This is a genomic window from Nocardia sp. NPDC058640, assembly GCF_042716995.1.
In the GTDB taxonomy this organism is placed as follows: domain Bacteria; phylum Actinomycetota; class Actinomycetes; order Mycobacteriales; family Mycobacteriaceae; genus Nocardia.
Map to the genome: position 1 here is coordinate 40,556 of NZ_JBHXRG010000006.1, position 14,331 is coordinate 54,886.

6 protein-coding genes are annotated in these 14,331 nt (G+C 64.4%); 1 reads left to right on the plus strand and 5 read right to left on the minus strand.

Going from position 1 to position 14,331, the window contains the following annotated elements:
• The 5 genes from ACFWU5_RS10700 to ACFWU5_RS10720 form a co-directional block, all read right to left on the minus strand.
• Positions 1-5,013, minus strand: coding sequence for a helicase HerA domain-containing protein (locus ACFWU5_RS10700; protein WP_379266946.1), 5,013 nt, complete (start codon positions 5,011-5,013; stop codon positions 1-3).
• Positions 5,006-6,583: a hypothetical protein gene (locus ACFWU5_RS10705; protein WP_379266947.1), complete on the minus strand. Its 1,578-nt coding sequence runs from the start codon at positions 6,581-6,583 to the stop codon at positions 5,006-5,008. The genes ACFWU5_RS10700 and ACFWU5_RS10705 overlap by 8 nt, the downstream gene beginning before the upstream one ends.
• A gap of 65 nt (positions 6,584-6,648) precedes the next feature.
• Positions 6,649-10,410 (minus strand): protein kinase, encoded by a 3,762-nt coding sequence (locus ACFWU5_RS10710; protein WP_379266949.1) that lies wholly within the window; start codon positions 10,408-10,410, stop codon positions 6,649-6,651.
• Between the two features lie 16 nt (positions 10,411-10,426).
• Entirely contained in the window at positions 10,427-12,010 is a 1,584-nt protein-coding gene (locus tag ACFWU5_RS10715; protein WP_379266950.1) for a 3'-5' exonuclease, read from the minus strand.
• Positions 12,011-12,780: 770 nt separating this feature from the next.
• Complete coding sequence (locus tag ACFWU5_RS10720; protein ID WP_379266951.1) at positions 12,781-13,074, minus strand: Uma2 family endonuclease; 294 nt, start codon at positions 13,072-13,074, stop codon at positions 12,781-12,783.
• A 103-nt stretch (positions 13,075-13,177) separates the two neighbouring features.
• Between ACFWU5_RS10720 and ACFWU5_RS10725 the strand changes: the two genes are divergently transcribed.
• The gene (locus tag ACFWU5_RS10725) at positions 13,178-14,290 is read left to right on the plus strand and encodes a helix-turn-helix domain-containing protein (RefSeq protein WP_379267070.1); all 1,113 of its coding nucleotides are present in this window, start codon (positions 13,178-13,180) and stop codon (positions 14,288-14,290) included.
• Positions 14,291-14,331: the final 41 nt, after the last annotated feature.

Genomic DNA, 14,331 nt, shown 5'->3' on the forward strand with positions numbered 1-14,331 from the left:
CTATTCAGGGTGCATGGACACTTTGCGGGCTTCGGGAACGTCGGGCGTAGAAATGAATGCTTGCCCTACGGCGAGCTTTTCGAGGCTGATGGCCATGTCGAACCCTGATTGCCCACGGAGGAAACCGGCGACTGTTTTGCTCTGGGGGAAGTTGCAGCGGAAAGCGAGCTTCGTGCCCGCGGTGCCAAGGACGTCGCGGTGGAAGTCGTCGATGCCCTGTGAGGCGACGACGACCGCGACGCCGTATTTGCGACCTTCCTTCATGATCTTGGGCAACGTGACATCCTTCGCGAGGCGATGTGCTTCGTCGAGGACAACGGCGAGTCGGAGTCTGTCGGACTTCCCCCAGCGGAACATCTCCTGGTAGATCTTGCGCAGGACGAACGCGGAGGCAGCCAACTGCACCTGCTCCATCAGTGTGTGCAGATCCAAAACCACGCCGCCGGTGAGCAATTCAGCGAAGGGGGTTGTCGTCGGATCAGTGGCGAAGAGGCCGAAGTCGCTCAGGGGTCGGGTTCGAGCGGCGACATTGCGGCCGTTGCCCGCGCCTTCGTTTTGGGCGAGCAGTCGAGCGAACTGCGTCATCGTCGGCAGGCTGGTGGGGCCGCTCGGCTGCCCGAAACCATGGCGGCCGTACAGCTGCATCAGCGTGTCGTAGACGACGTTGCGCTGGATCTCGCCAAGGCCGCTGACATATCCGATCACCTCGGCCAGTTCCCACGCCGTCTGCGGGAACTTGTGATGGTCCACGTCGGCGCGCATCTCGAAGGGCGAGAAGTTCAGCCCCTCGGCCGCATCGACTACTGCCGCTCCGGCGGGCGGCGCGGCGGCCATATCGCCGTGGAAATCCAACACAATCGCCGGAAGGCCTTGATCGGCAAAGGAATTGAGGATTCTTCTGGTGGTGACCGACTTTCCCTGGCCCGGAATCCCGAGGATGAACATATGCGGACTACCGGCGGTGCTGATCCGCCAGGTGACCTCCGCGCCTACAGTGTCGGTGCCGAGTGCGACCTCGATCTGTTCGGGCACCGCGCGCCCATCAGCGAAGCTGCTGTCGGTGGAACTGTCGCGTGTGGTCGATGGTTCCGGTCGTTCGCTGGGCGGATCGGCTTCGGCGGGGGCACTCTGCGACAGCTCGTCGGGGGCGCTCCGCGACAGCTCGTCGGGGGCGCTCCGCGACAGTTCGTCGGGCTGGGCCTGCGGCTGGGTTGCGCGCTGATTGTCGGTTGTCGAGGCAGCGCTGTCGTCGCGACTCTCGCTCGTACCGCGGACCTGGGCCGGACTCGGCGGGACGACCCGGCTGACGGCTGATCGGGTCGGACTGCCCGATCCCGCACTGCTGGGCGCGGTCAAGACTTCAACCTGGATACCGCGATACTCCCGCGTGAAGCTGTCGGTCGCGTCGAGGCTCACGACGCAGCCCGACTGCACGATCTCGGGATTGATGCCGTCCTCGATGCGGGCGAACTGGCGTTCAGCGGTAGCGAGGCGTTCTTCGTTCAGGAGACCGAGCCCGAATGCGCGGGTGGCGTGATGGCGAAGGATGCCTGCCAGTTTCGCCCGTTGCAGGTCGACGTCCAGCCGTGGTCGGTCGACACCGAGCAGGCTCTGCGCGAAAACCTCGACGGTAGCGCCGAGCCGATCAGCGAGGTCATCAACGAGTTCCTCCATGGGCACGTTGCGCGTGCGCGCGACAACGGAGACGCAATGTATCCGGATACCCTGCCGATTGACGCGCACGAGCAGCAGGTCGGCAAGACGAGGGCCGTCGGCACCAAGGGCGAACATCTCGCGATGTGCGTCTACGGGAACCACGATGGTGTCGGTCAGGCCAACTCTGGTGGACAGGTCGGCGAGGTAGACACTCAGCGCCGCCGCATCCAACGCCGATTCCGTGCTCTCGGTCAGGCGCAATGCCACGCGCCCCGAAACCAGCTGCAAGTGACCGAGGGCAGCGCGAACGCGGTCGTCGGCGCTCGGAAATCCCAGTGCGCGCAGCGAGCTGGATAGATGGCCGGCGATCTCGTCACGGTGCTTGGTCGTGACGGTGATCCGAGGACCGATTCCCTCGAGGAAATCGGGGGCGTAATCGAGAATGTAGGGCTGGTTCGCTTCGGGGTCGCCGGACAGCATCTGTTCGGGACCGACATTGCCGCCGATCGACAGGACCCAGTCGGCTCGGTCGTGGGCGGCGGCCAATGCGACTGACTGCTCGTCGTTCAAGCGCATCCGCAGCGCGATACCGTGCTCAGCGGGCAGGTTCGCCCAAGCGGCAAGCGCTGTCTGGTGAGCGCGGTGCGCGTCGACAGTGTCGGCCGCGCCGTCTTTGTTGCGCGCCTCACGGAACTCACGCAGACGCAGTGCCGGTGTCGATTCCCAGTAGGTACTGCCGTCCGCATCCTCGACACGACGATTGCTGGTCGGTGTCAACAGGTTTCGAAACGACGCCGTCGCGGCGGGCGCTGCCGACGCATTGGCGGTGGTCATGGTCGCCAAGTTGCTGACCACGCAGACGTGAGCCGGCGCCGTATCGGTGGCGAGGCGATCGAATGACCGCACACTGAGCCCGAGCGGGGGCCGCAGATACGATCGGGTCGCACCGACACGGTGCTTACTGAAGGTGCGCTGCAAGTCGGTCAGCGCGGGGACCGGGTCGGTGTCGGACATGCGAGTGCCATAGGCGATCAGCTCAACCCGGCGGTTGACTCGGGTCGTGGTCTCCTCGCCGTCAGCGGTGGTCTCGTCGGAGACCATCACGTGGTTCAGTGTTCGAGCCAGCAGCTCACCCGAGCCGGCGTTGATCGCCAACAGCCGCAACGACTCCGGACTGGAATGGGTTGCCAGGTAGGTGTCGAGGTGGTCGGTGACCAGACTCGACGGCACGTCCGTCGCGGCATCGTCGCGGTGGATGCCGAGGACATCGAGCACGGCCTGGACCGCGATGCCCGGCTCCAGTTCGCTGGGCGACAAGTAGATTCCGGTGCCGACGGTCGCTTCCCGCGCGTGTACGTAGATCGCGTCGGTCTCGGGCCCCGGCACTGCGAAGGGCAGGTTCGCCGGGGTGACTCGACGGAGCAGATCGGTGTCGACCAGCCTGCGACGCTGGTCGCGAGTCATTCCGCTGTCGGCCAGTTCGCGCGCCCACTCGGTCAGTACCGTGTCGTATTCGGCAAGCCAGGCCAAACGCAGGGGATGGAAGGGGAGCACGACCACCGCACGGATCGGTTTGCCTGCCGATGTGGTGATTTCGAGCGACAGCGTATCCATGGTCAACAGGGCTGCCCGGTGTGCCGGGTCACTCGGGGACTGGTCGAGCGCGCGCTTGTAGGCCTGGCAATAGCTTTTCACCAGCTCGCGCAGGTGCTTATCCCAGATCAGGGACTCGACCAAGTCCCGTGGCTGTGCGGCAGACAGTGCCGCATTGACCTCGCCGCGTTGCTTGGACAAGGCCGCGGGCAGGTCGAGTGTGTTCGGTTCGAGTTCGTCCGCGGTGAGCGCGACGCCCATTCGGCCGCGCGCGGCATAGGCGGACGCGGGTTGCCCGCCGCCGAAGACTTGGCGTTGGAGCGCGACGATGCCGGGGCTGACGCCGAGGTGCAGTGTGCGTCTACCGCCGAGCCGCAGTGATAACGCGCTGTGTTGGTCATCGAGGCTGTACGCGTCCTCGGTGAGGTCGTTCTGACCGCTGACTACGGCATCGAGTCGGCCCAGTGCCAAGGACCAGGTCGAGTTGCGGCGGGAATCGCCGGTGATCAGGTCCGCTTCCCAGCGGATGATGAACTGCTGACTCTCGTCGCAGGCGGCTTCGCCTGACATCAACTGAACGGGCTGGCCAGAAGTGTCGACACCGGTTACCCGCACGATGAACAGGGAGCCCTTGTCGAGGTCGGACTCGGTGATCTCGATGGGGATCTTCGCGCTGCGACGGGAACCGGCGACAGTGACTTTCGCGATCGGATTGTCATCATCGTCCGAAACATCTTGGGGAGTAACAACTTCGAGCCGCCAGCGGTAGATCGCGTCCGCTTTCTTGGGGGTCGTGGTCCACGAAACACGCAGCGACGCGGGGTTGTCTTCGCCCGCCTCGGTGTAGGGCAGGTCCCCCGGCAGATCTTGTTTGAGTCCGGTCGCTTTGACAACCGCTCCGTTGGCGCGCAGGAACGGCTCGACCTGAAACATGCTGACCGCCACCGTCTGCGGTTCGACCAGCGGCCAATTTTCCAGGCTGAGGTCGCTGGCGATGAGGTCGGCAGTCCACTCTGCGGGGTTGGCGAGGTCGCGGCGAGGGTCGGCGAGGAATTCGGCGAGCTTGTCGCGAATCGGTCCGGCCTGGATCCGTGCCTTGTCGAGTCGATCGACGATCGACGCGACCGCACGCGCGGGCCGACTGATCTCGGCGACGCACTTGGCGTTGCGGGCAAGCCGGTCGACCAGGTCGGGGCCACCTCGGTCGGGGATCAGACCTACTGAGGGCAGGTCGCTGCCGACCGTGTCCCAGGTCGGATTCGCGCTCACTGCGGCGACGTATCGAGCCCAGGCCTCGACGGGGCGCCTCTTGCCCAATGTTTCGGCGACCCGACGAATTCCGGAACGAACACCGTCGACATCGGAAATCGCCGAGGCGAGTGACTCGCTGGCCGCGCGCAAGAGCTCGACGGCATCTCTTCGTTCGAAGCTGTTGTCGAGTGAACTCGCCGCGGCCCCGACACCCACCGGCACCAGGAGCACGAGTTGTCGTTGTTTGCGGTTGCGCAGTTCTACCGCACGTTCGGCATGGACATGGAATGCCTTCTCGGTTTCCTTCGCGCTATCGACCAGCACCAGGACATCCGCGACGTGCCCAGCGGGACCGGCGCGCAAGGTCATGGCCAGATTCTCGGCATCCTCAGCGCGCAAGTTGTCGACCCGGACACAATGACCTGCTCGGTGATCATGGACGTGTTCGGTCAGCGCGGCCGCGATCTGGTCGAGCACCGATTGCGGCAGGGCTCGGCTGACGGGATCAGGCATGGCGGTCTCCCAGCGGATGGCGAACGATTTGTTCGGAAAAGTCATCGGAAAGGCTGTCGAAGCAGCCGAGCAGTTGCAGGCGGCGTTTGAATGCGGCGAGGTTGTTGGTCGCGGCCGCGCGCGCTTCGGCGCCATCGAGGAATCTCGGGGGTTCATCGATGAGGATCCCGAAACGTTCACGCAGTTCTGTCAGCAATTCGCGCAGCGGCATCGTCGAACGATATTCGGTGCTGCTGCGAACGAAGATCGTCAGCAGGAGTGTGGTCAGCAGCTCGTCAGATGGCGCGTATCGCCATGACTGCCTACTGCGGTTGAACCCGCTGAGGATGCCGTACGGCTTCTGTAATCCGCCGACCGAATGAAACCAGCCCACGGTATTGCTCGTGGCCTTGTCCTGGTTGACGTAGTCGAGCACCTGCAAAAGCTTCTCGAGCTCGGTCTGGTTCGATTGCTGAACACGGTCGAGGAAGTCGGCTTCGTCTTCGGTGATCGTGTCGCCGTCGCGCTTGTTCGTCGCGGTGATCTCATCGAATTGCGACATGGCGACCAGCTCGACCCGCTGGTTGGTTCGCAGTTCAGCGAGCCTTCGCAGTCGTTCCTCGGCCGTCATCGTTGCCAGTCGTTCGGTCTCACCTGGCATACGTTCGGTCGCCTTGTCCACGATCAAGAACGTCATGCGGTCCCGAAATGACAACCGGAGTTGGTTGAGGTCGCGCTCGACGCACAGCCGCGAAAGTTTGTCGGACTCATCGTCGATGCCGCCGGTAAAGTCGCAGTACAGCTCGAGCGACGCGGCAGAGGCATTGTCGGGCTGGCCCGCGCCGGTCAGCAAGGTGCGGCCGTGCGCGTTCAAGCGCAGAGTCAGCGCGAAGATGTTCACGGCGAGCAGCCCGGCGAAGGTCGACATCAGTGCGGCGGTCGGCAGCCGCGTCGCGTACACGAGCAAATGATCCAACAGCATCTTGCCGATTCGGTCTGTGACCAGGGGCAATGGGCTGTTGAGTTCCTTCGCGGCGGGTTTCAGTTCGGAGCGCACCTCGCCCATCTCGAAACCTTCGAGAAACCGGAATTCCAGCAGCGCGGTGATGTCGAGGTCCGACGCATCGACCAACTCCGGCTCCCATTTGGGCGCGGGCCCGACACGAATTCCGTGGCCTATCGTTTCTACGATGATCCTTCGGAGTTCGCCATCGGCATTTCCCTGGTTGTCAACGCGTTGCGCGACCTGAGCACGGAGTAGCCGATAGGTCACCTCGTCGATGTAGCGATGGCGAGAGCGAGAGAAGGGAACACCCGACCGGTACGCAGCCAGGGTGATCGGTGCGACGGCGAGCATCTGTTCCACTGAGCGGTTAATTTGCGTGCCCATATCGACAACGCTGGACCGGAGCCAGCCGTCGAGCAGTGCCCGCGCGTCAGGCGAGTCGAAGTCGACCATGTTCTCGTTGTCGACCAGCGCTTCGAGGTATCCGGGGTAGTTCTTCGGGTCCGTCAGAATTCGTGAGGGTCGCCCGCCTTTGACGCACACTTCGAACAGGTGCGGTAGCACCCGGTCGACATCGGTGTCCAAGTAGGTGAACATCGTCAGCGGTCGGTAGATATAGGTTTTCACGGTCGTAGGCAAGACGATGCTCATCAGATTTCCTCTCGTACGATCCGGCCGTCGGTCGCCACCGCGCGCAGCGACCTGCCCGATCCGTCGATCACCCGGACCGCCGCAGCGGGTTCGCGGCGCAGGCGATTGCCGAACCCGACGATCTCCTGCCGGATGGCCTCGGAGGCCAGGTCGCCCAGGATTTCCCCGTCGGCCGCGCGCAGGAGCAGCTCGGCTGTGTCAAGATTGATGCGCAGGGCTACCCCCGAGGAGTGTCGGAGGATGAGTTGGTCGCGGAAGGATTCCAGGTAGTCGGAGCCGTTGCCTTCAACGGCGAGGGAGAACTCGGAGATGGACAGCTCTTTGATCACGACGATGGCTCGCACCGCGTCTGAGCTGTAGGCCTGGTCGCGCAGCGCTAGATCGCCGTCGGCGTAGCCGACGTAACCCAGTACTCGAGACAGCCCGGAGATGAAGCGCGGCAGCGAATTCGCGGTATCGGTGAGCGCGGCCAGGTAGTCGTCGATATATCGGTATCCACGGGTTTCCAGGCGATCGCTCGCGGTACCCCACATGCCGAGGAACAGCGCACGCTTGAGCCGCTTGGTCTGGGCGGCGGTCACCTGATGCGGGTCGGGGACGAGGTCAGCGCGAGTGCGCGCCGACCGTACCGCGCCAGGGGTTGCCAGTTCCCCGGGGTCGAGCTCACCCCACTCCTGAAGCAGGTAATCGGGGCTCCCACCACCAAAGGTCAAGTGCGGCAGCATGTTCGCATCGACCAACGGGTCTTGCTCCCGGTCCAACGCAGTGTGTACCTGCTCGCAGGACAGATCACCGGTGATCAGCCACGCGAACGCCGAGCGGACGTCGCGGACGGTCGCCCGCCTGCGTCGACGCAGGTGGCTGGTGAGCACGAGCTCGGTCACCGCCGTGACCGTCGCGGGGGCGCGCAACGCGATCGCGTTGCTGCGCATGGGGCAGCTTTCGCGTGCGGTGCAGGTTACGCAGACGGACCAGCGGTCAGGTTCGGTGAAGAGTTCGAGAATGTGGCCGGCGAGCCCCACACCCTTTGGCGTGGCCAGGGCACGACGTTTCAGATCGACCAGGATGACCCGAGCGTCCGGCGCGGGTTCGCGATCGCGCTGGGCAAGCAGCTGCTCGGCAGTGTCTGGATACAGATCCTCGTTATCGGTGAAGTACTGGGTAACTCGGCCGTCGTTGGCCGCGATCAATACCGTTGTGTTGGAGTTGGTTTCGATGTCGCCCAGCGCCGCGTGCAGCATGTCGTCGGACGACTGCCCATCGTTGGACTCCGACGCGTCGTACACCGCGACGAATTCATGGCCGTCGAGGGTTTTGCGCCAGCCCGCGTACCCACCCTGGATGGTTTTCGCGCCGCGATCATCGAGTGCGGCACCTACCTTCACCAGAAACGAGGTTTTGCCGTCGCCAGGATTGCCGCTGAGTACGACCACGTCGAGCCGACGGTCCAGGATGGCGGGAAGCAGTTTGGTATCGAGCCAGGTCGGAGCGTAGGTGTAGTGGGCGAATTCGTCGTCGAGGCCGCGATTGCCCGCATTGCCGAGACCGCTGTGTCGGTAGAGGCCACGCAATGCCGCGACCGTCGGATTGGATTGCGGTGTGAGCTCGATGTTCTCGGTGAGGGTGCCCAGAAACTCAGTGGCCGACTGGGGACGCTGGGCAGGGTCCGCGGCGACCGCGGCGTACAGGGCGTCGAGTAGGTCGCGACCGAACCGGGTGAGATGCGCCTCGGTGGGGGCGATGAGGGTCGTGCGACCGCTGAGGTCGACACTGCGGTAGGGGTAGCGGCCGAGCATGACCGTCAGCAGTGACACGGCCGCGCTGTAGAGGTCGGCTGCCGCACTCCAGATGCCGTGCGCCCAGACCTCGGGAGCGGTGAACGGCGGCGACCCGACCGCTGAGCGGGCATTGTCGGGGCTGGTCGCGAGCCCGAAGTCGATGAGCCGGGCGTTGCCGTCCGCGCCGACGATGATGTTGGTCGGGCTGACGTCACGGTGAAACAGTCCCTGCTGATGAGCCTCGTGGAGCCCGCTCACCACATCCCGTGCGATTCGCCGGTACGCGGCACCGTCCAGTGAGCTGTTTTCGGCGAGTTCCTTGAGGGTGCGGCCCGGTACGTATTCCTGGACGATGACGCCGGGATCCGGCTGTCGCAAGAAGTCGTAGACGCGCGCGCAGTAGTGACTGCGCAACCGATCGGTGTTCTCGAATTCGGCGAGCGCCTCCTCGGGCGAAACGCGGTCGTGGCGAAGGTATTTCAGCGTTCGCTTGCCCGGTACCTGCTCATCGGCGGCCAGCCAGGTGCTGGCTTGGCTGCCTTCGCCCAGTTGCTCGACGAGCCGGTACCGACCGGCGACGAGCCCACCCACGGAGGGAGCAACGGCGTCGACGACCTCGGGCGCGGGTGGGGTCGGCTCGGTAAGCAGCGCGACTACCTCTGCTGCGTCGGGACGATCCTTGGGGCTCAGTGCCAGGCATCGCGCCAGCGTTGCCCCGATTTCGGGGTACGCGGCAGCCTGCGTTCTGGCTTGGTCGTGATCGGGGGTTTCGCTGGCGTTGCCGTGAATCCATTGGATCAGCGACAATGCCAGACTGTAGACGTCGTCTTTGGGGCCGAAGAACGGCATTGTCGCGTTGGGTGCCCGGAAGGGTGTTGACGGGTGGTCGTCGGTGAGGCTGGCCGCGACGGTGTGTGAGCTGGCGATGCGCGCGCGGCCGAAGTCGCGGAAGCGCACAGTGCCAGTGCTTGTCACTTCGATCGACTTCGGTCGCAGCGCGCGGTGGGCGATGTCGTGGCTGTGGACCGCGGCCAATGCCGCGAAGGCATCGCGCACGGTGGCGGTGGCGATCGCGGCCGGAATACGTTCGTGGCTGTCGGTTTCCACGGTGTCGTCATAGATCGCCTTGTGCAGGCTGGTGCCGCTGAGGTCGGGCAGCACTGGAGTGACCCGGTAGCCCTCCCAGTCGAACCAATCGCGTACCTGCCAGGTGCGATTCTCGGTGGCCAGCAGTGCGAGCGCGTCGTGTTCGCGCACCGCGAGACGTTGTGCGTCGGCGGGGCGTTCGGAGTTGGCGATCGGGACGCAGGTGAGGAAGATGACCTGTTCGGCGGGGTTGAGCGCGGCGTAGACGGGGACGTCGTCCTCGATCCGGAGCAGGTCGAGCACCTTGTATTGCATGATCTGCGTGGGCATTTGGGCCGGATCACGCTCGCGGAGGCCGAGCAGATAGCTCATGACCTTGTCCCGCATCGCGCCGAGACCGCTGCCGACTTCGGCGTCCCTGCGCAGCAACACTTCTGGTGTCTGAGTGAGCGACAGAATCGTATCGGCACCGAAATCGGCAGTGCCACTCAAATCCAGGCGGGGGTTGGACATCACGACCTGCGCGACTACCAGGTGCGTGCCGCGCCGCATGGAGTTCACGTGCGCCTTCCAACCGCCGACACGGTCAATAAGGCGGCCCGCGACCACACGACAGGTGTGCGAGACCTGGTCGACCGGGTTGCCTCGCTGTTGACCGTTGACGTACCAGGTCACCTCGCCGGCGTCGACCCGCGGGCCCCACGATTTCTCCTCGCACACGAAGATGCGCCGCTGGCCGACGATGATCAGATCGGCGTCGACGACCTTGCTGTTGCCTGCGGGCACTTGCCGACCCGCGATCACGTCCCAGTCGTTGGGAAGGTTCTCGGCGAGGTAGTGCGCGGATTTCTCTTCGCCTGGGCCATGCCAGTCGCCGAGGACATGCAGTCGTGCCATCGTCGTTCTCCCCTGCTCAGTCGCGGTTCGCGTAGTCGTCGGGCCAGGTCCACTGCGTGATGTCAGGGCCGAGGGTACGGAGCCTGCCGATGTGGGTGGTCGACTCGGTGTGGGTGATCAGAAGTTGGTCTTGGGCGCGCGTCGCGCCGACGAACCCGACCCGTTCTTGTTGGCGGCTCTCGTCATCGGTGGCAACGGGCAACTTCTCGATGCCGAGCAAGCACACGACGGGAAACTCGTAGCCTTTGCCCGAATGCACGGTGATCACCTTGACTGTCGGCTTGGTGATGTCGAAGGCGTCGGGATACTTCTTCTCGAACACCTCGTACGGGATATCCTTGGCGTCCAACGCGGCCCGCAATCGGGTGAGTCCACGCCATTGGGTCATCAGCACCGCGATGTGCTCGGGTCGGCGCTGCCCGCTGTCGAGCATCGCCGCGATTTCCCATGCGAGACATTCCACTTGCTCGTTGGGGGAGTCGGCCCAGATCAGGTCGACGGGTTGGCCGTCGGGCGCGGAATCGATGCCGACGATGGGCTGCCCGGTCAGCACGCTCCCGGCGCGCAATATTTGCTTTGTGCCCCGATAGGGCTTGGTCAGCTCGATGCGGACGACATTGCGACCGCGCAAGCACTCTTCCAGGTCGGCGTCGCGATAGAGCCCTTGGGCGCTGTCGCCGACCAGCAAGGCCCCACCGCGACCAGGGCGCACGGTATCGAGTGCGAAGCCGAGCCACGAGGGGTCGAAGTCTTGGAGTTCGTCGATCAGCAGCGCGTCGACTGTGCGCTCGATCCCGCGCTTGCGAGCGGCACGCAGGTCCTTCGCCGATTGGACGGGATCTGAGAACGCCACCCGAAACCCGTTCTGGTGTGCGAACTTTCCCACGGTCGTCACGGTGACCAAGGGATCGTTGATGAGGCTCGCCAGATACGGGACAAGTGCCTTGTTGAAGGCGACAACGCTCACCCGCCAGCCGGGATGTGCCCGGCGCAGTTCGCGTGCACGAGCGGCGAGCAGCAGCGACTTCCCGCTGCCCGGAGGGCCGGCGACTACCGCTACTCCGGTGATCGGCGCGAGGGCGATCGCCGACTGCGCGGCGTCGAGGATCAGGCGTTTGGCGGCTCGGTCAGCTGCTTGCGGGTCGGTGGCACCGGTGCGGGCGTGGGAAGTGAAGACCACCGCAGGGGCGAGACGATCGACGATGGCCGCGAAGTCGGCATCGGACAGCGGGGCTTGTGGCAGTCGGTCGAGCCAGTCCGCGGTGGCGAAGTCGTTGGCACCGAGCATGATTCGACTGGGTCCTGAACCCGATTGTGCCGCTGCGGGGGCCGCGCCGACGAAGGCCAAGGCCACGTTGACACGGGGCGCGCCCAGGGACTGTAAGACCTCCCGCAGCTCAGCGCGCTTGCGGTTCAACCGCATCCACGGTTCGCGATCCTGGGCCATCGTCTCCGACGGCGCGATATCGATCGCGTAGAGCCCGGCACGCTTGTCGATCACCAGCAAGTCGGGTCGATCCGCGCCGTCGCCGATCACCGCGACCACATCGGGTCGTCCCGCGATCGCCGACGTCGCGCGCATCAGCAACGAACTACTCATCATTTTCCCCCTGCGCCCCGGTGTCGAGTTCGTGCGCGCCGGGGGTGAATGCCTCGATGGCAGTCGTCATCTCAGGCACTCTCCTAGTTGGTCGACGCTGAGGTTGTCCCAATGTAGTACCAACTGGTATTCATTAGGACTTCTGCATGTTTAGCAGGTGCGTGACTAGAGAGTAGGCGAACGTGAAAACTATGTCAATCGATGAGTCCGAGTTGATTCATGTTCAGATCGGCGACCAGCCGGGTGGCGGATGCGCGGTGGCGGGGCACATGATTGCCACTGATCGTGATCGTCGTCGAGCGAGTTGGCGGAAGTCAGGGTCTCCGTGTCACTGGAACTCCAGAATCGGGACTGATCCGCCGGACAAGAGCCGAATGTGGGACATCAGAGCGAGGACGAACTCATCCTCGTTGAACGGTGTGTATCCGCCACTGTGCCTGTGCGCCCTGACCTCGTAGAACAGGCAGCGCCGGAGCATTAGCACGTCATCAGGCAGTGTGCCTGCCGCTTCCCATTCGCTACGGATTACCCGTACGACGTCGCCGAGACCCTCCGGTCCGCCGAACCCCTCATAACCCGAACACGTGTGCGCGAACTCGATGTGCGCATTCGAGTCGGAATTCTCTAGCGGCACCGCACAGTGCTCCGGCATACCGTACTTCTCCTTCGACTTTCGACCGCCACTGCTGGTGGCTGCTGAGTAGCCCCCGAGCGGCGCCCCGGAGTTCGGTTTCAAAGGGTAGCCGTGCCGCGTTGGCAGCGTGCCTTGTTCAGGGCAGGAGGGACGCGGGGATGATGGTGACCGGGAACGGCGTGCGGATGTCGGCGGTATCGCCCGCGGCCACCCGGTGGGTTTGTCCGTATCCGCCGTCGGGACCGAGCCGGTAGGCGAAAAGGACTGGGAGCTCTTCACCGGGGAACTGGCCCGCGAAGGGATTGATCTCGAATCGCCAGTAGGAGGCGATGCCGGCTGCGCTGTACATGATCGGCTTGACGACCCGGTCGGTCATCGTTGTCGACTTCGAGACGACTTCCACGACCAGGTCGACCTGAATATCGACCATCAGTATCTGGTTGAGAATCCGTTGGGCTTTTCCCAATATTGCAGGTAGTGTGGCCAGTATGGACGAGGAGCTGAGGGCGGTCGGTGAGCGGATTCGATCTCGGATGCCGGAGGGGCTGAGCCAGCGGGGCCTCGCGGAGCGGGTTGGGATGAAGACCGATGCGCTGTCGCGGGCGCTCAACGGGCAGCGTGGTTTCTCGTCGCGAGAGTTGGCGCGGATCGCCGATGAGATCGGCACTGACATGTATTGGCTTGTCACTGGCGAGCAGGACCCGCAACGGGTCAGGATCGCTGCTCGCCACGCTTGGAACGCGGAGTTGGGAGTACGAACCAACCCCGGACGGGTGCATGACGAAAAGCTCCTCGGCCACGTGGTTGACGCATACAACGCTGCGTTTCCGGCGGGTCCGCCACCCAGTGAGCCGCTACCTGCTGATCCTGCGGGTATGCGGGCTGCGTTGGGGGATGACTTCGCGCGCCAGTTCAGTGCTGTCGTGGAATCCCGGCTCGGCGTCGATGTGATTAGGCTGCCGATGCTGTCCACGGACTACTCGTTGACCATCGGGTCGCGTGCGATCGTCATGCTCGCCACCACACCCAATTGGTTTCGGAGCAACTGGTCGTTGGCGCACGAGTTGGCTCACCTGGCGCTCGGGCATCACGGTGGCGACTCGATGCCTGGTGAAGCTGAGGAGGAGCCAGCTGATGGCTTCGCCGCGCAACTACTGCTTCCGGAAGCCCTTGTTGTTCAGCAAGATTGGTCCTCGATGGGCGAGGGAGCTCTCGCGCGATTCCTTTGGGAAACCGGGGTCTCAACCGTCGCTGTGAAGAAGCGGTTGGCGGCGCTGGGGATTCAGCCCTCGGCGGAAGTATCGGGGGCACTCGAGCGGGCCACGCCAGCTGTGGTTCGAGCGGATGCGGTAGGCGGGCAATCGACGTTCGAGGTCCGGCGATCGGTAGTTCTTCGGCAGCAGGGATCTTCCGCGCGCGCAGTTCCGCCGATTCTGATCGAGGCGCTACAACACAGGGTTGAGGCCGGGGGTGTCTCGCCCGAGCATCTTGCCTGGGCGTTGGACGTCGCAGTCGACGAGATCGATTTCCCGGAACCGGATGAGAGTGCAATGCTCGCGCGGGGCTACGAGGCGGCGTTCGAGAACGGGCTGAGCCGTGCCGAGTTGGAGGACTGGCTCGCGGCGAACGGCAAGTCTGCCCGGTGACCGCGGCTGAGATCTGCTGGGGGACGATCGCGAACCGACGA

Coding starts and splice junctions, on each gene's coding strand:
- ACFWU5_RS10715 (WP_379266950.1), bottom strand. CDS start 12,010: ATGAGTAGTTCGTTGCTGATGCGCGCGACGTCGGCGATCGCGGGACGA.
- ACFWU5_RS10700 (WP_379266946.1), bottom strand. CDS start 5,013: ATGCCTGATCCCGTCAGCCGAGCCCTGCCGCAATCGGTGCTCGACCAG.
- ACFWU5_RS10720 (WP_379266951.1), bottom strand. CDS start 13,074: ATGGTCGATATTCAGGTCGACCTGGTCGTGGAAGTCGTCTCGAAGTCG.
- ACFWU5_RS10725 (WP_379267070.1), top strand. CDS start 13,178: ATGCCGGAGGGGCTGAGCCAGCGGGGCCTCGCGGAGCGGGTTGGGATG.
- ACFWU5_RS10710 (WP_379266949.1), bottom strand. CDS start 10,410: ATGGCACGACTGCATGTCCTCGGCGACTGGCATGGCCCAGGCGAAGAG.